Annotated in this window: 15 protein-coding genes; 11 read left to right on the plus strand and 4 right to left on the minus strand. The window is 37.2% G+C overall.

Going from position 1 to position 24310, the window contains the following annotated elements; translation table 11 throughout:
- Nucleotides 1–16: 16 nt before the first annotated feature.
- Nucleotides 17–3139: a SusC/RagA family TonB-linked outer membrane protein gene (locus tag D0817_RS07525; protein ID WP_127337783.1), complete on the minus strand. Its 3123-nt coding sequence runs from the start codon at nt 3137–3139 to the stop codon at nt 17–19.
- Nucleotides 3140–3483: 344 nt separating this feature from the next.
- Between D0817_RS07525 and D0817_RS07530 the strand changes: the two genes are divergently transcribed.
- Nucleotides 3484–6360 carry a helix-turn-helix and ligand-binding sensor domain-containing protein gene (locus D0817_RS07530; protein WP_127337784.1) on the plus strand — a complete coding sequence of 959 codons (2877 nt, stop codon included), beginning with the start codon at nt 3484–3486 and terminating at the stop codon, nt 6358–6360.
- Between the two features lie 48 nt (nt 6361–6408).
- Here D0817_RS07530 and D0817_RS07535 read toward each other — a convergent pair whose 3' ends face one another.
- Nucleotides 6409–7692, minus strand: a complete 1284-nt coding sequence (locus tag D0817_RS07535; protein ID WP_127337785.1) for a UDP-N-acetylmuramoyl-tripeptide--D-alanyl-D-alanine ligase — start codon at nt 7690–7692, stop codon at nt 6409–6411.
- 117 nt (nt 7693–7809) lie between these two features.
- On the minus strand, nt 7810–9495 hold the full coding sequence (gene gldJ, locus D0817_RS07540; RefSeq protein ID WP_127337982.1) for a gliding motility lipoprotein GldJ: 1686 nt from the start codon (nt 9493–9495) through the stop codon (nt 7810–7812).
- Between the two features lie 213 nt (nt 9496–9708).
- On the opposite strand from gldJ, the gene porU reads away from it, so the two are divergent.
- The 9 genes from porU (at nt 9709) to D0817_RS07585 (ending at nt 22332) form a co-directional block, all read left to right on the plus strand.
- Nucleotides 9709–13545 carry a type IX secretion system sortase PorU gene (porU, locus tag D0817_RS07545; RefSeq protein ID WP_127337786.1) on the plus strand — a complete coding sequence of 1279 codons (3837 nt, stop codon included), beginning with the start codon at nt 9709–9711 and terminating at the stop codon, nt 13543–13545.
- Between the two features lie 41 nt (nt 13546–13586).
- On the plus strand, nt 13587–14786 hold the full coding sequence (gene porV / locus D0817_RS07550; RefSeq protein ID WP_127337787.1) for a type IX secretion system outer membrane channel protein PorV: 1200 nt from the start codon (nt 13587–13589) through the stop codon (nt 14784–14786).
- A 75-nt stretch (nt 14787–14861) separates the two neighbouring features.
- Nucleotides 14862–15344, plus strand: coding sequence for a cytidine deaminase (gene cdd, locus D0817_RS07555; protein ID WP_127337788.1), 483 nt, complete (start codon nt 14862–14864; stop codon nt 15342–15344).
- Nucleotides 15345–15501: 157 nt separating this feature from the next.
- Nucleotides 15502–16500 carry a pyruvate dehydrogenase (acetyl-transferring) E1 component subunit alpha gene (gene pdhA, locus D0817_RS07560; protein ID WP_127337789.1) on the plus strand — a complete coding sequence of 333 codons (999 nt, stop codon included), beginning with the start codon at nt 15502–15504 and terminating at the stop codon, nt 16498–16500.
- A 6-nt stretch (nt 16501–16506) separates the two neighbouring features.
- Complete coding sequence (locus D0817_RS07565) at nt 16507–18177, plus strand: dihydrolipoamide acetyltransferase family protein (protein WP_127337790.1); 1671 nt, start codon at nt 16507–16509, stop codon at nt 18175–18177.
- Nucleotides 18178–18292: 115 nt separating this feature from the next.
- Nucleotides 18293–20155 (plus strand): hydrolase/aminopeptidase, encoded by a 1863-nt coding sequence (locus D0817_RS07570; RefSeq protein ID WP_127337791.1) that lies wholly within the window; start codon nt 18293–18295, stop codon nt 20153–20155.
- Nucleotides 20156–20407: 252 nt separating this feature from the next.
- Nucleotides 20408–20959, plus strand: a complete 552-nt coding sequence (locus D0817_RS07575) for a carboxymuconolactone decarboxylase family protein (protein ID WP_127337792.1) — start codon at nt 20408–20410, stop codon at nt 20957–20959.
- Between the two features lie 72 nt (nt 20960–21031).
- On the plus strand, nt 21032–21445 hold the full coding sequence (locus tag D0817_RS07580) for a nuclear transport factor 2 family protein (RefSeq protein WP_127337793.1): 414 nt from the start codon (nt 21032–21034) through the stop codon (nt 21443–21445).
- A gap of 11 nt (nt 21446–21456) precedes the next feature.
- Nucleotides 21457–22332 carry a helix-turn-helix domain-containing protein gene (locus tag D0817_RS07585; protein ID WP_127337794.1) on the plus strand — a complete coding sequence of 292 codons (876 nt, stop codon included), beginning with the start codon at nt 21457–21459 and terminating at the stop codon, nt 22330–22332.
- Here the strand turns inward: D0817_RS07585 and D0817_RS07590 are convergent.
- On the minus strand, nt 22329–23573 hold the full coding sequence (locus D0817_RS07590) for a glycosyltransferase family 4 protein (protein WP_127337795.1): 1245 nt from the start codon (nt 23571–23573) through the stop codon (nt 22329–22331). The genes D0817_RS07585 and D0817_RS07590 overlap by 4 nt on opposite strands.
- A 114-nt stretch (nt 23574–23687) precedes the next feature.
- On the opposite strand from D0817_RS07590, the gene D0817_RS07595 reads away from it, so the two are divergent.
- Nucleotides 23688–24269, plus strand: coding sequence for a MiaE family protein (locus tag D0817_RS07595; protein ID WP_127337796.1), 582 nt, complete (start codon nt 23688–23690; stop codon nt 24267–24269).
- Nucleotides 24270–24310: the final 41 nt, after the last annotated feature.

Here is a 24310-nt window from a genome sequence, read left to right on the forward strand (position 1 = left end):
ATATTTTATTTTTTAATTAAAATTGCAAATTAACTCCTAACATGTACGATTTTGCCTGAGGGTAATATCCTCTGTCAACACCTTGTACATTGTCCATACCAGCCGCAGTTGGGCCTCCAATTTCCGGATCAAAACCACTATATTTAGTGATAGTGAACAGATTTTCTCCTGTCAGGTACAATCTAACTCTTTGCAATGCAATACTTTGTATCCATTCTTTTGGCAATGAATATCCAAGTTGAATTGTTTTAAATCTGAAGAAATCTCCTTTTTCCAAATTAAAATCAGATGGATTACTAAAGTTTTTGTTGGTATCGTCTGTAGTAACTCTAGGATAAGTATTTGTAGATCCCGGTCCTGTCCAGCGTCCTAAAACATCTGTTGAGTAATTTGCATTTATGATATCTAATCTTCTTAGACCTTGATAGATCTTGTTTCCACCAGCACCCTGACCGAAAACTAATAAGTCAAATCCTTTGTAGTCTAAGTTTAAAGTAAATCCGTAAGTGAATTTAGGTAAAGAAGTTCCTAAGAAATCTCTATCATTTCCATCAATAACACCATCATCATTTAAGTCTTTCCAACGGAAATCTCCTGGTTTAGCATTAGGTTGTATTACAGTACCTCCTGAACTTGTGTAAGCATTAACTTCTGCCTGAGACTGAAAAATACCATTTGTTCTGAATCCGTAAAATGAATTGTATGCCTGTCCAATCTGAGTTCTGTTAATTTCATAAGAACTTGATTGCACTGTCTCATCTCCTGCAATAAATCCGGTTCCTTCAGCGATATAAGTGATTTCATTTTTGATATAAGAGAAATTACCATTTACAGAAAGGTTTAATCCACCTATTTTTTTTCTGTAACCTAACTCAATATCAAATCCTTTATTCTCCATACTCGCTAAATTGGCATACGTATCTCCCGTTGCTCCCACATAACCAGGGTTAGGAACTGCCATGATAATACCTTCAGTCTTTTTGTTGAATAAATCTACACTTAAATTAAAATCCTGAAATAATGTTGTTTCAAAACCAACGTTGGCTTGTTTTGTTTCTTCCCATTTCAAATCAGGGTTAGGAATAGCATTTGGACTTTGCCCTGGTGTAGGTATTCCTCCAATTGTATAATTTCTTTTAATACCTACTGTTGAGATAAACAAGAATTCAGGAGAAGAGTCATTACCTGTTACCCCGTAACCTCCTCTGATTTTTAAGTTGCTTATAACGTTATTTTCTTTCCAGAAACCTTCTTTTGATGGTACCCATCCTAAAGATACTGAAGGGAAAGTTCCGTATTTATGATTTGGTCCAAATCTTGTAGAACCATCACGACGAATAATACCTGTAAAAATGTATTTTTCTTTGTAATCATAGTTTAATCTTCCGAATAAAGACTCTACTCTGTGCTCGTATGCCTGAGAATCATATGCATTGGCAATTTTATCTGTAATAGGAACTTCAACATTAAAAGAAGCTTCCGCATGAGTTGTTGCAGGAACTCCCTGATACGTAACATCATTACCAGACGTAATGTTATCAACATAAGTCCCTTTTCCTACTAGCACACTAAAATTATGATCACCAAATTTTTTGCTATAGTTTAAAGTATTCTCCCAGTTCCAGCTGAATGACTTTTTGTATGATCTGAATAATTCGTTTTTATCTCTTTTTGTAGCTCCGTTAAGGAAAAACACCGGAGTAAAATTATCTGATCCGTAGTAGGCTAATTTACCACCAGCCGTAGATTTAAATTTCAATCCAGGTAAAATTTCTGCTTCAACAAATATGTTACCCACAAAATTGTCAGAGAAATCATTATTGCCCAATCTGGTTTGCGTGTAAGCCAATGGGTTTGTATTTTCCTGAGTTACGATAGTTGAAATACCATAATAGTTTCCATTAGCATCTCTAAGTGCATTTGGATTATTTTGATAAATTGGCTGATTTGGATTGGTCTCAATAATCGGAGTCAATGGATCTAAATTGATCGCAGATGCCAAAGGACCTCCAAATTCGTCATTAGTATTACCAATACCAATTGTTTTTTCGTTAGAATATCCTAAAGTCTGACCAATTTTAATATACTTCCCTAATTTATGATTCGAGTTTAAACGGATATTTTTTCTGGTGTAGTTAGAAATTTCAGTTGTTACAATTCCTTCCTGGTCCAACAAACCAAATGACATGTAGAAAGTAGAAGTATCATTTCCTCCACTAAAACTTAATTCGTGAGAATAACGTTGTGCACTATTATTAAAGATTGCATCTTGCCAGTTTGTCCCTTTTCCGTAATTTGTTGCAGTTGAATAAGGTGCTGGTTTACCTCCATTTGTATATGCCTCATTCATGATAGTTACATACTGAGATGCATTAAGTAAATCAACTTTATTAGATGCCTGAGATGTCCCTGCATAACCGCTATAATTTACTGAGATTCCACCAGATTTACCTTTCTTAGTAGTTACTAAGATAACCCCTGCAGCTGCACGAGAACCATAAATAGCACCTGAAGCACCATCTTTAAGTACCTCGATAGATTCGATATCAGACTGGTTCAGGTATCCTATACCTCCGTTATCAACGATAACACCATCCACTACCCATAAAGGATCGTTATTGTTTAAGGTAGTAAATCCACGAATACGGATCGTAGAAGCAGATCCCGGCTGTCCTGCATTTGCTGCAATCGAAACTCCCGAAACCCTACCTTGCAAAGACTGCTCGATTCTGGTTACCGGAAGATTCTCCAAAGCTTTTGCTTTAACACTGGAAATAGAACCCGTTACGACACTTTTCTTTTGTGTACCGTATCCTACTACCACTACTTCATTTAAACTTTGAGATTCAGCTTTCAGCCTGATTTCAATTTTTGTTCTTCCGTTTACAGCTTCCTGTACTGTATTATAACCTACAAAACTTACTGTTAAAGTACCATTTGACGGAACATTGATTTGAAACTTTCCATCAAAATCAGAGGCAGTTGCCTTGTTTGTGCCTTTAATTAAGATTGTTGCCCCTGGGACGGGTAATCCACTTTCATCATTTATAATTCCATTTACCGTAACATCTTGTGCCATCGCGATAACTGAAAACAATAGAGATGAAAAACAAAAAATAAGTAATTTTGTTAATTTCATTTTTCTAAAAATTTTGGTTAATTAATTAGTAATTTGATGCAATAATAAAGTTAAATTTTTACTATTTGTAATTAAAACTCATTACAAAAACACATCAAAAGATAAAATTACACATTACAAAAACACATCAATATATTTTCAATTAACTGATTTTTAGCAAATTAATAATAATTTTATATTGTTATAGAATTGTTAACTAAATAAAATAAACACTACATTTAATGAAAATGAATTATTTTCGCTATTATGAGAAAATTTTCAAATAAAATACAATAAAGCAACTGCAATAATCATAAAAAAAGCAGATTATAAAACATTACTAATAAAAATACTGATTTAAAATTATGAAATTCATAAATACACATATTTCAATTTTTCTCTTATTTATCGTGCCTTTTGGGGTTTGTTCACAGGTAAAAAACATCGGACTGCCGGGAATTAAGAACTATAAACGCTCCGATTACAAAGGAGGTACACAAAACTGGAATATTGATCAGGATAAAAATGGTAATGTTTATTTTGCAAACAATAGTGGATTGATCCAGTATGACGGTTCAACATGGAAGAAATATTCCCTTCCAAACAATACGGCCATTCGAAGTCTGAAAATCGATGCAGGCAAAATTTATGTTGGCGGAAATAATGAATTTGGCTTTTTTAAAAGTGATGAAAAAGGAAAGCTAATCTATCATTCCCTATCTAAACTAGTCAGCCCAAAAGACAGCAGAAATATCAACCTGATCTGGAGAATACATATATATAAAGGTGAAGTAATTTTTCAGTCTTTCACAAAAGTCTTCTTTTACAAAAATGAAAAGCTGCGTGTCATAAATGCACCCAGAAAATTTCAATTTTCTTTCATTATAAATAAACATTTATATTTTCAGGATAAGGTACTGGGCATTCTAGAATACAAAGACCATAAGCTGGTTGCCCTCAAAGGCACTACTTCTTTAAATGATAAGGAAATATGGGCTATGTTTCCACTCCCTAATAATAAGATACTTTTTGCAACCTTAGAAAAAGGACTTTTCGTTTACGATTACAATAGCGTTACGCCCTGGGAAACCGAGGCAAATATCTTTATCAAAAAGAACACTTCGCTTGGCGGATCGATTATAAAAAACAAATTCATTGTTCTAAACTCTGTTCTGAATGGCGTCATTATTTGTGACTTAAACGGAAAAATAATCCAGCACCTAAACCGTCAAAAAGGATTGCAGAACAATACCATCCTAACCTCATTTGTTGACAACAAAAACAATTTATGGCTGGGACTTGATAACGGAATTACATTTATTAATCAAAATTCACCTTTTACCTTTTTCGACTATAGCTATAATATCGGTACCGTTTATGCTTCTGTCATTTTTAACAAAAATCTATATGTAGCCACCAATCAGGGTTTATTTTACCATTCCTGGACTATTCCCTTTAAAGATGAGCCTTTTAATCGGGTTGAGGGAACAATTGCACAAGCCTGGAACATTCAGGTTATAAACAACACGCTCCTTTGCGCCAGTAATAGCGGAGCATTGGTAATAAATCAAAATAAGGTTTCGAAAATTTTAGACAGCAGGGGATATTTTGGCTTCAAAACAATTCCCAGCCATCCCGGTTATATTATTGGGGAAAGTTATAATGGATTTTCAATTTTTAAGAATTCCTCCAATGAAATCAGTTTTGTCAATCAGGTAAATGGTTTTGACGAAACCACAAATACTTTTGAAATCGAGCTGGACCACAATTATCTCTGGTTAAAAAAAGACCCTTACCTATATCAAATGAAATTATCAGGCGATCTTAAAAGATTTGACTATATAAAAAAACATGTGCAAATTTCACCTTCCTACAAAGGAATCGGAAGCCTGCAATATGTAAATGAGAAAGTCTACTTTCAAACTAAAAACCATTTTTACAGGTACAGCAATGAACAGGAAAACTTTTTTGAAGACAAAAAATTAAGCGCTTTGTTCCAGAAAATACCCCCGATAAACACACTAATAGAAGACAGCGCTCATAATTTGTGGTATTCGTATAATGAATCTATTGGCGTTTTAATGAAGACAAAAAACGGAACTTATGATCGCCAGGAAGCACCGTTTTCTAACCTCACAGGCAATTTGGTAAACAATTATATTTCTGTCAATACAATTGATGCCAACAATATTTTCATTGGACTGACAGATGGACTGGCGCATTATGATTCCAAAATCTCGAATAATTTCATAACCAAACCAAAAGTGTTTTTTGAAAGCTTTTCGTCGTCAACTGATACTATTACAGCCGGAAACCTTGAAAAACCATTAACCGACCTCACAATTCCTTACAACTCGAACCACGTAAAATTTACGTTTTCGTCTCCAACGTACGAAAATCAGGAAAACGTAACGTATTCCTATAAGCTCGAGCCATTCGAAGAAAATTGGCGTAACTGGTCGACTATTTCCATAAAAGAGTACACAAACTTAAGGGAAGGAAATTATCAAATGCAAATCAAGGCAAAAAACAGCTATGGCGTAGAGTCTGAAGTATCAGAAATTAATTTTACTATTTCGCCGCCCTGGTATCGACATTTATTAGCGTACCTCGCTTATTTTCTATTAATCATTGCCGGAGTTTATATTACTTCTAACAGGATAAAGCTCAAAATCAGAAAAAACAAATATTACGAAACTATAGAGCAAAGAAGGCTTTATCTGGAAAAAGAATCCAAAATCAGATCTGACCAACATGAGCTGGAAAAAGAAATTGAAAGGCTGAAAAGTGACAAACTTCAGATAAAAATCCTGGCCAAAGACAAGGAACTGGTAAGTAATTCACTTCAGGTAGTAAAGAAAAACAAAGTACTGAACGGTATTATTCAAAAGATTAAAGACATTGACACCAATACTTTAGACGATACGACAAAATTCGAATTTAACAAGCTGCACAAAAGCATCGTAAAAGAAGTCAATACAGATAAAAGCTGGAAAGATCTGGAAAAACACATTAAAAACGTGCACTTTGAGTTCCTGAAAAGACTGAAAGAAAAATATCCAACCATCTCGCCCCGGGAACTGGATTTATCTACTTATCTGCTGATGAATATGTCGACAAAGGAAATTGCTGAAATTATGAACATTTCAACAGGAGGTGTAGAATTAGCCAGATATCGCCTAAGAAAAAAGCTTGGCCTGAATAAAAAGGAAAACCTGATTGGCTTTTTAATGAGCATATAAATAAAAAACGCCATCAATATCAATTGATGGCGTTCTTTATTGTTTCACTTAAATGTACTCTAATGTACGCTCTAAGGCCATTCCCCGCGAACCTTTTATCAGAATGGTATTATCAGTTAATGTAATCGTTTTTAAATGGTCTGCAAAAGCATCGAAAGTCTCAAAGAAAGAAACATTCTCATTAGCAATCCGGTGTGCGTAGAAATCTTTTCCAATCAAATAACTAAAAGATTGATTCTGACTGACTACGGCGTCCACAATAATTTTATGCTCCTTACTGCTTTCACTTCCAAGCTCAAACATATCACCCAGTATCATTATCTTATTCGGATTGTCCAGTTGTATGAAATTTGCAATTGCAACAGCCATACTGCTCGGATTCGCGTTATAAGCATCTAAAATAATCTGGTTCGTTCCCTTTTTTAGTAATTGAGACCTGTTATTGTCGGGCGTATAACTTTCAATCGCTGCTTTAATATCGTTATTTTCAACTTTAAAATAACTTCCAATAGCAACTGCAGCATTTATATTATTTGCATTATAAAGCCCAATTAAATTAGAACTTACACTAAACGCATCATAATTAATAACAACAAAGGGATTCGCTTCTATAGCATTGATTCTGACATCGGCTTCAGCCTTATTTAACCCAAAAGTAAAAGGGTTAATACCTTTAGCCTTCTCTACCTGAATCGGGTCTTCAAGATTGATAAAAGCGGTTTTATTATTTTTAGCAAGGTACTTATACATTTCGCTTTTACCTTGTATAACTCCTTCAACGCCACCAAAACCTTCTAAGTGCGCCTTACCAAAGTTGGTAATATAACCGTAGTCCGGCTGGGCTATTTTACACAAAAACTCAATCTCTTTCTTATGATTAGCGCCCATTTCAACAATTCCAATCTGCGTATCTTTGGTAAAAGACAACAAAGTCAACGGAACGCCAATATGATTATTTAAATTACCAACGGTAGCTTTTGTCTTAAATTTTTTTGACAACACTACATTAATAAGTTCTTTGGATGTAGTCTTACCATTACTTCCTGTTAGTGCAATAACGGGCAGTTTTAAATAGGCACGGTGAAATTTTGCCAGTTCCTGTAATGTTTCCAGACTATCCTGAACCAGTATGGTCCGCTCATCAATAAAATACGAAGCGTTGTCAATTACAACAAATAAAGCACCTAAATCAAGCGCTTGTTTTGCAAAAGTGTTTGCATCAAAGTTTTCTCCTCTGATGGCAAAAAACATAGAATTTGCTTCAATATTTCTGGTATCTGTTGAAACCGATTTACATTGCAAAAATAAATTATGAATGTCCTGAATATTCATCTATAAAATTTTTTATTAGGATAAAAATAGAAAAAAAAGAATAAAAAAATTCCAAATTCCATACTGAAGATTCAGCTTTTGGAATTTGGAATTTTTATTATTGAAATTTTCTAAAACCTAGTTTCTAGGTGATTTTCTTCTTTCAGCTTTTGAACCCACTCTTGACATCGCACATCTGAATCCGATGTAATCTGTTGCCATATCCTGAGGGAAATATCTTCTTTGAGCCGGATCTAACCAGTAAGCTCTGTCTCTCCATGATCCACCTTTATAAACTCTCACTTTATCATCGATTAAAGTAGTACGTTTACTGGAGTTGTCATATTTTCTTACCATTTTACCTAAACTATCTGTAGTGATATTATGTTTAGGAGAATTGTACATGTTTTGATCTGCTTTCGCTCCCGCTTCAGAATCTCCAAAGTCAAAATATTTAGATGATTGTTTGTCACCATCTCTATAATTGACATTGTCGCTTGTACTAAAGTTAGTTCTCAAGTAAGTTTCATTTTCGTCAACCGGAACCTGAGCAATTTCTCCAGGAAGGTTTCTTGCTACAACTTTACCATTACTCAAAGTATCGTATTTGATATTTTCTTTAGTGATAATTTCAAGTTTACCGTCTTTACCAATTTTGTTTTTAGCGTATTGATTTCCTCTGTAGTAGTTAAAATCATTCGCTTCATTATCAATAATAGGTCTGTAAACGTCAGCTACCCATTCTGCAACGTTACCTGCCATGTCATATAGACCGAAATCATTTGCAGCATAGCTTTTCACCTGATTTGTAATATCGGCACCATCATCTGACCAACCAGCAATTCCACCGTAATCACCGTTACCTTGCTTAAAGTTAGCCAATTGATCTCCTTTGTTTTTACGTTTAGCAGAACGTGTATAATCTCCGGACCAAGGATATTTCTTTTGTCCTTTATATATATTGTATTCTCTTTGTCCGACATCAGCAGCAGCAGCGTACTCCCATTCTGCTTCAGTAGGAAGTCTGTACTCCGGTAAGATAACTCCTGAAGAACGTTGTGCGTACACATTTTTCTCATCTGGAACCACACCGTCTTTACCAGCCATTGGTCTTCTTCCGTTAGGATTTTTCTTTAATACTAATTCTTCATTACCACCATAAGTAGTAGATGGAGATGCAACATAAGCTTCAGTATTAAACAAACTTTCTGCACTAACATCTGTAGTTTTAGCACCTTTTTTAAGATATCCGTTTTTCTCTAAAACAGCTTCGTTTACACGGTCTGTTCTCCATTTACTAAATTCAACTGCCTGAATCCAGTTCACACCAACCACAGGGTAGTTAGCATAAGAAGGGTGTCTTAAATAGTTGTTTGTCATCGTTTCGTTGTATCCTAAACGATTTCTCCATACTAAAGTATCAGGAGATGCTCCTTCATAAATATTTTTGTAATTTTCTTCTGTTGGAGGGAAAACTTTTTTAAGCCACTCCAGGTATTCTAAATACATACCGTTAGTAACTTCAGTTTCGTCCATGTAGAATGATTGAACGTGTTGTTGAGTTGGTGTGTTATTCCAATCGTGCATAACATCATCCTGTACTTTACCCATAGTAAACGTACCTCCTTCAACAAAAACCAAACCAGGACCAGCCTGTTGTTTTTTTCCTGCATTTCTGGCAGAAGTTCCATTCTGACTGTCTACATCCCAACCAGTTGCTCTGGAAGCGTGACTGGAACTCGATTTTTTGCTACAACTAGCCGTGCCCAACATCAATACCATTGACATCATTAATTGCAGGACTACAATTTTGTTTACTTTCATACTCATTCTTAGGTGATAAATTTAGGTGCTGCAATATAATAATTAACATTTAATTAGCAACATCTGTTCTCATAATTTTATTTAGCTGTTTTTTACCAGAAAATAACCTATAGTTACGAACGCAAAAATATACTTTTTATTATTTACTATAACATGAAATACTATATTTTTACTTACTAAAATATTTTAAAAATAATTTCGATTTTTAAGTCTATGAAACAAGCCTTTTTTCTATATCTGTTTTTTATTTCATTTGCCTCCTTTTCCCAGATAAACGGGAGCTTTACGCTAGATTGGCAAAGTAAAAAAGGGACAGGTTTCGGTGACAACAGAATTGTTATCCCATACTTTTCCGGAGACGCTTTTCGACTCGATACTACTAAAAAAAGCATAACATTGCTGCTTAATCTCGCCGAATCGGGCTACTCAAACGGCAGTTCTCTTCAAATTACCAACATCACATACGAAACAATTTCAATTGCCGAACTGGGAGATTTAACACTAAAAAACATACCCTCCAAATTAGATGAAACGCTGGAAATCGCTTCAGCAAGAGATAAAACGCAAGCTTTTATCTCTCTTAATCCAATTATTCGGGATGGAAACGGATTCAAACGTGTAAGATCATTCTCCTATTCCATAAACAATTCAGCCTCAAAAAGCAGCAGCTCTTCTTCTTTTCAAAAATCAAAAGAAATTCACAATTCGGTTTTATCATCAGGAGACTGGTATCGGTTTTATGTTGAAAAATCAGGTGTTTATAAAATTTCAAAGTCTTTTTTACAAAGTTTAGGACTTGATGCCGATAAACTTGACCCCAAAAGAATTAAAATTTACGGAAATGGCGGCAGAATGCTTCCCCTTGCCAACAATATTTATTACCCGGATGATTTAACTGAAAATGCCATTCAGGTTAGCGGAGAAAACGACGGCGTTTTTAACAACGAAGATTACATTCTTTTTTATGGTGAAGGTGTTGACAACTGGAACACTGAAAGCCAGACCAACATTAACATTTTCGATTCAAAATCCTATTACTATATAACCACCTCAGGAGGAGACGGAAAAAGGATTGCAGCCCTGAACCAACCCACAAACAACAGCACGCTGGAGCTAAACACCTACGACGACTATCAATATCATGAAATCGACAAAATAAACATTGCCCACACCGGACGCCAGTGGTTTGGAGAAGCTTTTGATATTGATACGGAGCAGGAATTTGATTTTAGTTTTCCCAATCTTGATACTGCAACACCTGTTAAAATACAAATAAACGCAGTTTCAGCTGCTTACACCACCACGTCTTTTACAGTCTCTGCAAACGGACAGAATATCAGTACTCTTAATTTTGCCCCCTTAGAAAATAACTCGGAAGTTAAATTTAGCGATAACAAACTTCCTTCTAATACCACATTTCAAGGTGCTGAAAATGTAAAAATTAAATTGGTATACAATAATAATAGTGTTCCGGGATCAAAAGGCTATCTGGATTATATCAATTTAATTGCCAAAAGAAAACTATTAGGTACTGGCAAACAATTTAAATTTCAATATGACCTGGCCGCTTCAACGCCGGGAATCGTAAATTACACTATTGGCAATGCAGCAGGCATTACTCAGATCTGGGATATAACGGACCTATATAATGTATCCAAAATCGAAAATACCGCCCAGGCCAGCTTCAGCTTCAAAGCTTCTTTAGGAGAAATCCGAAAATACATCGCAATTGATCCGGCAGATTACTACAGCCCTTTAAAAGAAAATCAGTCCAAAATTGCCAACCAGAATTTAAAAGGGACCCTTTTCAAAAATGCACAAAATACATTTAAGGATATTGATTACGTCATCGTTACACCAAAATTTTTAGTTTCCCAGGCTGAAAATCTGGCGAACTTTCATCGTACCTATTCGAATTTGAATGTAAAAGTACTTGCATTAGAAAACATCTATCAGGAATTCTCTTCCGGAAAGCAGGATGTTGCGGCCATTAGAAACTGCATTAAATACATTTACGACAATGCTTCTGCTACAGATAAAAAAATAAAATACCTGAATTTATTTGGCGATGCCTCATTTGACTATAAAAACCGAACCCAAAACAACAACAACATTGTACCTATATATCAATCCTTAGTAAGCAATACGATTGGAGAAGCATCATTTGCTTCAGATGATTTTTTCGGACTAATGGATTCCGACGAAGGAAACTTAACTTCTTTCGCTAAGGGAATTGATATAGCCGTGGGAAGAATGCTGGTTTCAGGCAATACTCAGGCACAGGAAATGGTCAATAAAGTTTTAGAATATCACAATGTGAAGTCTTATGGAAACTGGAGGAACAACTTTGTTCTGATCAGTGATGATTCCGACAAAGATTCAGATGCCACTTTACAGTCCAGGCAAAACACTTTGGCAGATGTGATAGCCACAGAAAAACCATTCTTCAATATCGATAAAATTATCCTTGACTCTTATACACAGGAAGCCTCGTCCGGTGGCTCCCGATACCCGAAAGCGAGAACCGATTTTTTTAATGCTTTTGAAAAAGGGGCATTAGTATTTAATTATTTAGGCCACGGAGGAGAAGATGGATTAGCAAGTGAACGCATTTGGGAAAAAACCGACGGGCAAAACCTGAACAATCAATATAAATATCCCCTGTTCATCACCATTACCTGTGAATTTTCCCGATTTGACGATCCCACCAGGCCAACCGCGGGCGAGTATACGTTCTGGAACCCGAAAGGCGGCGCGATCTCAATGCTGACCACAATTCGTTCGATCGGTCAATATAATGCGGAAAACTTTAATGACAGCCTAAGCAAAAACTTACTATCCTATGGCTCAAGCCAATACACGACGATTGCTGAAACGCTTCGGATTTCTAAAAATGAAAAACCAAGTTCATCCAGTAATGTTATCTTTTATCTCGGAGATCCTGCCTTAATGTTAGCCATTCCAAAACCCCGGATTAATTTAACAAAAGTAAATGATGTTGTTATTTCACAACCAATTTCCGACTTTAAATCGTTGTCAAAAATTAAAATAACGGGTGAAATAACCGACGAAAACAACTCATTATTAAGCAATTATAATGGCGAATTATTCACCGCTATTTTCGACAAATCCATTACTTCTACCACATTAAACAATGATGGCCTTAGCCCTGCGATGTCCTTTAAAACTTTGGGAGAAACGATTTTTAGAGGAAATGCTTCTGTAAAAAACGGACAATTCGAGTTCAGCTTTATCGTACCAAGAGACATACGAATTCCGCTTGATAATGGCCGTATTAGTTTTTACGCAAAGAAAGACACCCCTCTGGAAAATCAATCCGGTTACAATACCACAATTAAAATTGGCGGAATAAATGAAAATGCACCTCTGGACAATATAAATCCGAAAGTGAAGTTATATATGAACGACGAAACATTTGTATCGGGAGGAATTACAAATAGTTCCCCCTTCTTACTGGCTTTTTTAGAAGATGAAAATGGTATAAATACCGCTAGTGGAATTGGTCATGATATTGTAGCGATTTTAGATGGAGATGTCAGTAATCCTTATGTTTTAAATGATTACTATCAAACCAAATTAGACGATTACACAAACGGAAATTTGCGTTTCCCTTTAAGAAATTTAACAGCAGGAATACACACTATAAGTTTTACCGCCTGGGATGTTTACAACAACCCTGTGACAAGCGAAATACAATTTATAGTCGTAGGAGATGAATCTCTGACCCTTTCACACGTTCTTAATTATCCAAACCCGTTTTCAACCTATACCCAATTTTGGTTTTCGCACAACAGGCCCTATGAACCGCTGGATGTCCAGGTTCAGGTAATGACCATTACAGGAAAAGTCGTATGGACTAAAAACCAGGTCATTACAACAGAAGGATTCTTATCAAGAGAAATAACCTGGGACGGAAAAGATGATTTTGGAGACCGTATCGGTAAGGGAGTTTATATCTATAAACTTACGGTAAGGTCTAATTTAACTAATAAAAAGGCAGAAAAGTACGAAAAGCTTGTCATCTTATAAAAATATATATATTTGTACCATAAACATATTTAGTCCCATAAATGAAAAAAATATCACTCTTCTTAATTTGTTTCCTCGTTATTTCATACGCAAAGGCCCAGGACATTGTACCAATTACTACCGGAGTTCCTTTTTTATTAGTAGCAGCAGATGCCAGAGCAGCTGGTTTAGCTGATCAGGGCGTTGCCACAGCAGCTGATGCCTACTCCCAACAATGGAATCCTGCTAAGTATGCCTTTTCGGTAGATAAGCAAGGTTTCTCGGTAAGTTATACTCCTTATTTAACAGACCTGGCCAACGATATCTCGCTAGGACAAGTAACCTATTACAATAAGATCAACGAACGAAGCGCCTTTGCGGGTAGCATTCGTTATTTTGGTTTTGGTGATATTGAATTAAGGAGAGATCCGAACGATATTCCAAATGTCGTATCCCCAAATGAATTTGCCTTAGACGGTTCATACTCTTTGAAGCTGAGCGATGAATTCTCGATGGCAGTTGCTGCGAGATACATCCGTTCCAATCTAAAAGTAGCTTCCGAAGACACTGATGCCTCTGCAGCCGGTTCTTTTGCCGTAGACGTTGCCGGATTTTACCAGTCAGAAGAAATTGCCTACAACAGCTTCAACGGAAGATGGAGAGGCGGTTTTAACATACAGAACATCGGTCCTAAAATCAGTTATGACAATGACGATTTAAGTGCCAACTTTTTACCGGCCAACTTGAGAGTGGGTGGTGGATTTGATTTTATTCTTGACGATTACAACAAAGTCGGAGTGAGTCTTGAATTTACAAAACTTTTAGTACCGACTCCTCCGGGACCGGGGACTCCTGTTGACACCAATGGCGACGGCGACTTTACGGATCCTGACGATATTACTCAGGAAGAATCAAACTCTATAAGCTACAACAAATACAATGAAACAGGCTGGGCTTCCGGAATCTTTAAATCTTTTGGAGACGCACCGGGCGGTTTTAGTGAAGAGCTAAAAGAAATTACCTATAGTTTAGGAGCAGAATATATGTATCAGGATTCCTTTGCGGTAAGAGCAGGTTATTTCCACGAAAGCCCTGAAAAAGGAGCCCGTCAGTTTTTCTCTCTGGGAGCCGGATTCAAATACAATGTAGTAAAAGTTGACGTTTCTTACTTATTTTCATCATCAAAAGTTAAAAATCCACTAGAAAATACACTTCGTTTTTCTTTAACCTTTAACTTTGGCGACAAATACGAAGTTTACTAAACAAAATAAATAAAGAATAATTACAATCCAAATTTCTACTTTTTAGGAATTTGGATTTTTTTTCCCTTAAACAGAATGAAAGAAATTAGTGTTACATCATCATTTACGGCATACGATTCCCTGAACGAACTACCGAAAGATGTTCAGGATTTAATGAATGAAGCAGTCGAAATTCGCAAAAAAGCTTATGCTCCCTATTCACAATTTAAGGTTGGAGCAGCTTTACTTTTAGATAACGGGGAAATAATTTCAGGTTCAAATCAGGAAAATGCCGCTTACCCGTCAGGATTGTGCGCAGAAAGAACAGCTATTTTTTACGCAGGAAGCAAGTACCCTGAAGCCAAAATTCTAAAAATGGCCATTACTGCAGCTTCCGATACCAACCAGACCACAGCGCCAATTCCGCCGTGCGGGTCTTGCAGGCAGTCAATTGCAGAATATGAAATTAAACAGGACACCCCTATAGAAATTTATTTTATGGGTGAAATTGGTGACATTTATAAATCTGCGTCCCTAAAAAACCTGCTGCCTTTTATGTTCGATAAAAAGTTCTTGTAAAAAAAGACCAAAAAGTAGCTTTTAAATTTTAGTTCTTAAACGGAATGTCTTATTTTTGCATCCCGACCTTTCGGGCGCAAATTTGTGGGAGGAAACTATTTTGCGTTATAGGCAACAATTGATAACACAAACAACTTTAGCAAAAGAAAGAATTCAGATGAAAGAAGTTACAAAAGAAGTATATTTAAAGTGGTACGAAGACATGCTGCTTTGGAGAAAGTTTGAAGACAAACTTGCAGCATTATACATTCAACAAAAAGTTAGAGGTTTTCTACACTTATATAATGGACAGGAAGCTGTATTAGCGGGTGCTTTGCACGCTATGGACCTGACTAAAGATAAAATGATTACTGCTTACAGAAACCACGTTCAGCCAATTGGTATGGGAGTTGATCCAAAACGAGTAATGGCTGAGCTTTTAGGAAAAGCAACAGGAACTTCTAAAGGTATGGGAGGTTCTATGCACATTTTCTCTAAAGAACACCGTTTTTACGGAGGACACGGAATCGTAGGTGGACAAATTCCGGTAGGAGCCGGTTTGGCTTTTGCTGATAAATATTTTGAAACCGGTGGTGTTACCATGACTTATTTTGGTGATGGAGCAGCAAGACAGGGATCTTTACATGAAGCTTTCAACATGGCTATGCTATGGAAATTACCAGTTGTATTTATCGTTGAAAACAACGGTTATGCGATGGGAACTTCTGTAGAAAGAACAGCCAATCACACTGACATCTGGAAACTTGGTTTAGGATACGAAATGCCTTGCGGACCAGTTGACGGAATGAACCCTGTAAAAGTAGCTGAAGCAATGACTGAAGCTATTGACAGAGCCCGTCGTGGTGACGGACCAACTTTCCTTGAAATGAAAACGTACCGTTACAGAGGACACTCTATGTCTGATGCACAATTATACCGTTCGAAAGAAGAGGTGGAAGAATACAAAAAAATTGACCCGATTACTCAGGTTTTAGATGTAATTATGGATCAAAAATATGCTACAGAAGAAGAAATTGAAGTTATTGACCAAAGAGTTAAAGACCTGGTTGAAGAATGTGTGAAATTCGCTGAAGAATCTCCATATCCTGAATTGCAACAATTATACGATGTAGTATACGCACAAGAAGACTATCCATTCACACCTCATAAACTATAACATATTATGGCGATAAAAGTAACAATGCCTCGTTTGAGCGATACTATGACGGAAGGAACGGTAGCGACCTGGTTAAAAAAAGTAGGCGACAAAATCAGTGAAGGTGATATCCTTGCTGAAATTGAAACAGATAAAGCTACAATGGAGTTCGAATCTTTTAACGAAGGAACTCTTTTACATATTGGAATTCAGGCTGGAGAAACTGCTCCGGTTGATTCCTTATTAGCAATCATTGGTAACGAAGGAGAAGATATTTCTGGTCTTTTAGCCGGTGGTGATGCTCCTGCCGCAGAAGCTCCAAAAACGGATGCTGCTCCGGCTGCTGAAGCAAAATCAGAAGAAGCTAAAACTGAAGCTCCTGCTCCGGCTGCAAAAGCGGCAACGGAATTACCTAAAGGTGTTGTAGTAGTAACTATGCCACGTTTGAGTGATACAATGACGGAAGGAACTGTAGCAACCTGGCTGAAAAAAGAAGGTGATGCCGTAGCTGAAGGTGATATCCTGGCTGAAATTGAAACAGACAAAGCCACTATGGAGTTTGAGTCTTTCAATGCCGGAACATTATTATACATCGGAATTCAGGAAGGAAACACAGCTCCTGTTGACAGCCTATTAGCGATCATCGGACCTGCAGGAACTGACATTTCAGGAATTGCAGACAATTATACTGCGGGAGGAACTGCAACTGCAAGTGCCCCGGCAGCTGAAGAAAAAGCAGCTCCTGCTGCTGAAAAAGCAACTGAAGCTGTAGCTGATACTTCATCAAATGGAGGAAGAATTTTAGCTTCACCATTAGCTAAAAAAATTGCTTCTGATAAAGGAATCCAGTTAACTCAGGTGAAAGGTTCGGGAGAAAACGGACGTATCGTAAAAAGCGATATCGAAAACTTCACTCCTGCTGCTCAGGGACAACCTGCTGCAAACGCAACTGCTGCTGCACCAAAAGCTGAAACTGCTGCTCCTGCTGCTCCAAAAGTTTTTGTTCCTGCCGGAGAAGTTTTCACCGAAGAGATCAAAAATTCTCAGATGCGTAAAATCATCGCAAAACGTCTGGCAGAATCTTTATTTACGGCACCTCACTACAACTTAGTGATCGAAGTAAGTATGGATGACGCAATGGCGGCAAGAGCGACAATCAATACGGTTCCGGATACAAAAGTATCTTTCAACGATATGGTTATTAAAGCTTGTGCTTTAGCCTTGAAAAAACATCCAAAAATCAACTCTCAGTGGAAAGAAGATGCTATTATCATCAATCACCACTTTAATATTGGAGTTGCTGTTGCTGTTGAAGACGGATTGGTAGTGCCTGTACTGAAATTTACAGACGCTATGAGTTTATCTCAGATTGGCGCTTCAGTAAGAGATTTGGCCGGAAGAGCTAAAAACAAAAAATTAGGACCACAGGAAATGGAAGGAAGCACTTTTACAGTTTCTAACCTTGGAATGTTTGGTATTACTGAATTCAATTCAATTATCAACCAACCGAATTCTGCTATCCTTTCTGTAGGTGCAATTGTAGAAAAACCAGTGGTTAAAAACGGTCAGATTGTAGTAGGAAACACGATGATGTTATCATTAGCTTGTGACCACAGAACAATTGACGGCGCAACCGGAGCTCAATTTTTACAGACACTAAAACAATACATCGAAAGCCCGGTAACCATGCTGGCATAATCATTTACGATGTCAGCCTTAGCGAAGCCGAAGGTTATTTATATTAAAATCCCGTTTTGAACTTTCAAAACGGGATTTTTTATTTAATTTAGATTCATCATTCAACTTTTAACCTATGAAAAAAATATTTCTCCTCACTTTATTTATGGCGGCACTGGCCTGTCAGAAAAAAGAAACTACCAAAGAAACAAATAAAGAAACAGCAATCGTTACAGACGAACATACTTTCTCTAAACCGGATTTAGCGGTTGTAAAACATTTAGATCTTGACATCAAAGTTGATTTTGGCACGCAGACCATTTCCGGAAAAGCTTCGTGGCAGATTGACAATATCAGCAAGGGAAATGAAATCATTTTTGACGAAAATACACTTAACATTACAAAAGTTACTTTGGGTGATGACGAGAAAGAAACCAAATTCGAACTTGGATCTGAAGTTGAATTCCACGGAAAACCACTTCATATCACAATCGAACCGAATACGACCAAAGTAAACATTTACTATAGCACTACCAAAGATGCGGTAGCATTACAATGGCTAAACCCGCAGCAAACCGCAGACAAAAAGAAACCGTTTCTTTTTTCCCAAGGAGAAAGCATATGGTCCCGGACGTGGATCCCGTGTCAGGATTCTCCGGGCGTTCGTTTTACGTATAACGCAAAAGTTACGGTTCCAAAAGATTTACTGGCTGTCATGAGTGCTTCCGTGAATCCGCAGAAAAAGAATGACACAGGCGTTTACACGTTCAAACAGGACAAAGTAATTCCTTCTTATTTAATGGCAATTGCAGTTGGTGACATCGAATTTCAATCTATTGACAACAGAACCGGAGTGTATGCAGAACCTTCTTTACTGAAGAAAGCGGCATGGGAATTTGCTGAACTGGGAAAAATGGTTGGCGCTGCTGAAAAGCTATACGGACCTTATCGCTGGGGACGTTATGATGTACTGGTTTTACCTCCAAGTTTTCCTTATGGCGGAATGGAAAATCCAAACCTGACATTCTTAACACCGGGAGTCATTGCAGGCGATCGCTCGCTGACCAGTTTACTGGCACACGAATTAGGACACAGCTGGAGTGGTAACTTAGTGACTAATGCCACCTGGGATGATATTTGGCTAAACGAAGGTTTTACAACCTATGTGGAACACCGAATCGGAGAAGAGATTTTTGGCGTAAAAGAGGCTAAAATGCAGGATGTACTGACCCGTAAAGACCTGGATGACAACATAGAAGAGTACGGCGCTACAAATCCGGATACCCGTCTAAAAGTCAGCCTTACCAACAGAAATCCGGACGATGGAATCAGCCAGATCCCTTATGTGAAAGGTTACAACTTCTTAAAAGTAATAGAAGCTGCCGTTGGGCGTGAAAAATTTGATCCGTTTATTAAAAATTATTTTAATGCACATGCGTTCAAATCCATCACAACAGAAGATTTTATCAAGTACCTGAATGAAAACCTTATCAAAGGCGACAAAGCTCTTGCTGATAAAATAAAAGCAGACGAATGGATTTACAAACCGGGAGTTCCTTCTAACATTACCCCATCTGTTTCTGACGACTTCGCAGCAATCGACGCTATCCAGAAAAGCTGGAGAACAACCGGAGTGAAAGGTTTAAGCCAGAAAATAAAATCGACAACTGAAAAACAACATTTTATAGATTACCTGCCAGAAGATGTCACTCCGAAAGAAATGGCGGAAATTGATGCCGAATTCAACTTCACGAAAGGCGGCAACTTCGTCATCAGACGTCAGTGGTTTGTACCGTCCATCCGCAGTCATTATACCGTTGCTTATCCTGCAATCGAACAATTTATGATTAGAACGAGCCGAACAGGATCTTTAATGACATTGTATAAAGAATTAGTAAAAACCTCTCCGGGAAAAGACTGGGCGAAAAAGATTTTCGAAAAAGCAAAATCAGGTTATCACGCCACCACTGTCCAGGCAGTTGAAGGCGTGTTGAAATAGTTTTCAGTCGCAGTCTCAGTCACAGCTTGCAGTCGCGGTCTCAGTTTGCAGTTTCACTGAATACTGAGACTCAGACTGAACACTAAAATCCCCGGTTACACCTCGTAATCGGGGATTTTTTTATAAAAAATAACTCAGGGGAAAATTGTCCATCATATAGCGTACATTCTCCATGTTCTGAAAACTGCAATCGTCGCATCTTTGTAATGTCAAAAGACAACAACTCATAATAACATTAAAAATAAAATAAAGATGACACGATTAACAGCATTAAACCCGGAAGAAGTAACAGGTAAAACAAAAGATTTATTCAATGCCGTACAGGCTAAACTAGGAGTTGTACCCAACATGATGCGTACAATGGGAAATTCTCCGGCAGTACTGGAAGGTTATTTAAATTTAAGCGGCGCTTTGAGCCACGGTAAATTAAGTGCAAAAACCGGCGAACTTTTAGCTTTAGCCATTTCAGAAGAAAACGCTTGTGATTACTGTCTGGCAGCTCACACTTTTATAGGAGAAAAATTGGTAAAAGCTGATCCGGCCGTTTTACACGCTGCAAGAACAGGAAATTCAACAGATGCAAAAACGGAAGCGATTTTACAATTTGCCAAAACTTTGGTCAGCAAAAATGGTTTGGTAAATGATGAAGATGTAAACAAAGTAAAAAATGCAGGTGTTTCTGATGCTGAATTAGCTGAAACTGTAGGGCACGTAGCTCTGAATATCCTGACCAACTATTTCAACAATACGGCCAATACAGAAATTGATTTCCCGGCAGTTCAAAGTTTAGAATTGCAAAACTAATTTCAAATAGTAATAATAATCCCGAAAGATAGTCATGATTCATTTCATGACTATCTTAGTATAAAAAAAAGCATGGAAACACCAAGACACCCCTTACCTCCATTTACGATGGAAACCGCACTGCAAAAAGTACAAATTGCAGAAGATGCATGGAACACAAAAGATCCTGAAAAAGTAGCCTTAGCGTATACAATCGATACGGAATGGCGAAACAGAACCGACTTCATCAATGGCCGTGAGGAAGTAAAAGAATTTTTAACCAAAAAATGGCAAAAGGAATTAAACTACAAACTCAAAAAAGAACTGTGGGGCTTTAAGGAAAACCGCATGGCTGTCCGATTTGAATATGAATGGCAGGATTATTCCGGACAATGGTTTAGAAGTTATGGAAATGAACTTTGGGAGTTTGACCAAAATGGCTACATGCAAAAACGATATGCCAGTATTAACGATCTGGCTATAGAAGAATCCGACCGTACACTATAAACATTGATTTCATGATCCATCAGAATGTTTTTACTTTAATAAATCCTCAAAATGGCAACCTGGCATTCAAGCTGCTTTCGTTTGATGACAACAGTCATTTTGATCATTTACAGCGCAATAATTATTTTTCTTTAATCTGGATTACCAAAGGTAACGGCAAAGTAAAAGCTGACTTTGCCGAACATCATTTTGAAGAAGATTCACTGCTGGCTTTTTCGCCTTATCAGCCATTTATGATTTGCACGAAGGAAGACATTCAGGGAATTGCTATTCATTTTCATCCTGATTTTTATTGCATTCACATGCATCAAAAAGAAGTTTCCTGCAACGGCGTCCTGTTTAATAATGTGTATCAGCCTCCTTTTACGCGTATAACCGATCAGGCAAAGATAACTTTCCAAATGGTTATTGATCAGATGAAAACAGAAATTCAAAATGAAGAATTAGCGCAATACGAATTACTGATTTCTTATCTGAAAATATTTCTTATTACCGCTTCACGCCTGAAAAGAGAACAACTGGAAGAATTAAAATCAACACCGGATTCAAAGGAACCTTTTATCCTTCAGAATCTTAAAGATGCAATTGAAGACCATTTCAAAACCAAACATTCAGCCGGGCATTATGCTGAAATGCTTAACATTTCACCCAAAGCTTTGGCCAAATTATCCAAAAATTATTTCAACAAAACACTTACAGATCTTATTGCCGAAAGAATCATCATTGAAGCCAAAAGAGAATTGTATATGACCAACAAAACCATAAAGGAGATTGCGTACCAATTAGGCTATGATGACGAACACTATTTCAGTAGGTTCTTTAAAACCAATGCCGATGTTTCGCCTCAATTGTATCGGGAAACAGTAGGATTTGGAAAAATGGTTTAGTTTTTATTCTTTGCTTCAATCCACTTGGCCATGTATTTGGTACTTTTTAAAGTATGATGCTGCAGCAGGCTTCCCATAAAATTATGAAGGCGGTGATTTGCTGAATCAGTCATCAGGGCATTGATTTCAGTAATTAATGCAGTCTCAAACTGATGATTCTGATAGCATTGATTTATAATGGTGACACCGTTTTGCTGTGCCTGTTTCCAAAGCATTTCATCGTTGTATAATTCGATTGCCTGTTTTGCAAAAAGTACTGTATCATTGTTAATAAATCCATTCCAAGGCAAATCTGCATGCATGGCCTCTGCTCCTGCTTCTGTTGTTACACTTGGCGTTCCGCATTGCATGGCTTCCAGTAACTTTCCTTTTAAACCAGCTCCAAAACGAATTGGCGCCAGCACTACTCTGGCCTTTTTCACTACTTCATTAGCGTCTGCAGCCCTTCCCATGATAAAAAAACCATTTTTAGGCTGATGCAGCTGCAACACTTTTTGCGACGGATAAGCACCGTACACGTGCAAAAGGGCTTCGGGAAAATCTTTTTTTAGGAGAGGCCAAATCGTTTCTTTAAGATACTGAACCGTATTCCAGTTGGGCTCGTGGAGAAAATTTCCAATAAAAACAAAATGCTCCCGATCTTCGAATAGAGGAAGATTCATCAGTTCATTTTGAGTCATTTCATCCACCAGAAAAGGAAGATAAAACAATACCTTCGGATCAATTTTAAATACCTCGTTCAAAATTTTCATTTCGAATTCAGAAATGATAAACGATAAATCACATCTCAGAATACTGGCAATTTCACGTTTTGCCACCTCTTCGGACAAAAGATCATTCAGCTCAAAAGTCCTGTTTTCCTTAAAAGCCTTTTGTCTTGCTGCTCTCAGGCAATGCAAATCTTCAGTATCCAGTAATCGAATGGCGTTCGGGCAATTTTCAGCAACCCTCCACCCAAATTGTTCTTCAATCATAAAACGATCAAATAAAACCACGTCCGGATTTAATTCGATAACAAAATCATCAAAACTGGAATTATTGAGTGCAATGGATTTTTTTTCAATTCCAAAAGATGCCAGATCCACCATAAAATCGCTGTCCAATGCCGCGCTTGCAAATGTAATTTCAAATCCATTTTGTTGAAAAATAGAAATCAGCTGCATCATTCTGCCACCCGCCGCAGAAGAATTGGGTTCCGGCCATACAAAACCTATAATTAAAAGTTTTTTTATCTGACTCATTTTAATTCTTTGAACCTGCAAAATAATGCTTTTTTGAGCGCAATAACACGATATTTCCTGATTTTCGGTTGTAAAAAAGACTAATTTTGCAGTATTCAATTTTTCAATACAATTATGTTAGGATTAAAATTAGCCACAGACCCACGCTGGGTAAATATAGTCGAGTCGAATATCGAAGAAATTCTGACCGATCATGCCTGGTGCGAGCAAAAAGCAGCTTCGAATGCCATAAGTTTAGTTACGTACAACTCTGAATTAGAGGAATTAGTAACTGAAATGCTGGTTATTGCCAGAGAAGAATTAGAGCATTTGCAAATGGTACACGACCTAATCAAAAAAAGAGGACTGACGCTGGGGCGCGAAAGAAAAGATCATTATGTAAATGAACTTTTTAAATTCATGAAAAAAGACGGAAGCCGCAAAGATGCCCTTTGTGACCGCCTCTTGTTTTCAGCCATGATCGAAGCCAGAAGCTGTGAGCGTTTTAAAGTTCTTTCTGAAAACATAAAAGACGAAGAACTGGCTACTTTTTATCGTGACCTGATGATTTCCGAAGCGGGCCACTACACTACTTTTTTAGGATTCGCACGAAAATATAAAGACAATATAGATATTGACAAGCGCTGGAAAGAATGGATTGAGTTCGAAGGTTCCATTATTACCAATTACGGCAAGAGTGAGACCGTTCACGGATAATTCATTCGTTTTTACTATTCTTTTTATAAAATTTAATCCTA

Source organism: Flavobacterium cupreum (assembly GCF_003996965.1).
GTDB lineage: Bacteria > Bacteroidota > Bacteroidia > Flavobacteriales > Flavobacteriaceae > Flavobacterium > Flavobacterium cupreum.

Coding starts and splice junctions, on each gene's coding strand:
- D0817_RS07525 (WP_127337783.1), bottom strand. CDS start 3,139: ATGAAATTAACAAAATTACTTATTTTTTGTTTTTCATCTCTATTGTTT.
- porV (WP_127337787.1), top strand. CDS start 13,587: ATGAAAAAAATATCACTCTTCTTAATTTGTTTCCTCGTTATTTCATAC.
- D0817_RS07565 (WP_127337790.1), top strand. CDS start 16,507: ATGGCGATAAAAGTAACAATGCCTCGTTTGAGCGATACTATGACGGAA.
- D0817_RS07570 (WP_127337791.1), top strand. CDS start 18,293: ATGAAAAAAATATTTCTCCTCACTTTATTTATGGCGGCACTGGCCTGT.
- D0817_RS07590 (WP_127337795.1), bottom strand. CDS start 23,573: ATGAGTCAGATAAAAAAACTTTTAATTATAGGTTTTGTATGGCCGGAA.
- D0817_RS07580 (WP_127337793.1), top strand. CDS start 21,032: ATGGAAACACCAAGACACCCCTTACCTCCATTTACGATGGAAACCGCA.
- D0817_RS07530 (WP_127337784.1), top strand. CDS start 3,484: ATGAAATTCATAAATACACATATTTCAATTTTTCTCTTATTTATCGTG.
- D0817_RS07575 (WP_127337792.1), top strand. CDS start 20,408: ATGACACGATTAACAGCATTAAACCCGGAAGAAGTAACAGGTAAAACA.
- D0817_RS07595 (WP_127337796.1), top strand. CDS start 23,688: ATGTTAGGATTAAAATTAGCCACAGACCCACGCTGGGTAAATATAGTC.
- gldJ (WP_127337982.1), bottom strand. CDS start 9,495: ATGAAAGTAAACAAAATTGTAGTCCTGCAATTAATGATGTCAATGGTA.
- cdd (WP_127337788.1), top strand. CDS start 14,862: ATGAAAGAAATTAGTGTTACATCATCATTTACGGCATACGATTCCCTG.
- pdhA (WP_127337789.1), top strand. CDS start 15,502: ATGAAAGAAGTTACAAAAGAAGTATATTTAAAGTGGTACGAAGACATG.
- D0817_RS07585 (WP_127337794.1), top strand. CDS start 21,457: ATGATCCATCAGAATGTTTTTACTTTAATAAATCCTCAAAATGGCAAC.
- porU (WP_127337786.1), top strand. CDS start 9,709: ATGAAACAAGCCTTTTTTCTATATCTGTTTTTTATTTCATTTGCCTCC.
- D0817_RS07535 (WP_127337785.1), bottom strand. CDS start 7,692: ATGAATATTCAGGACATTCATAATTTATTTTTGCAATGTAAATCGGTT.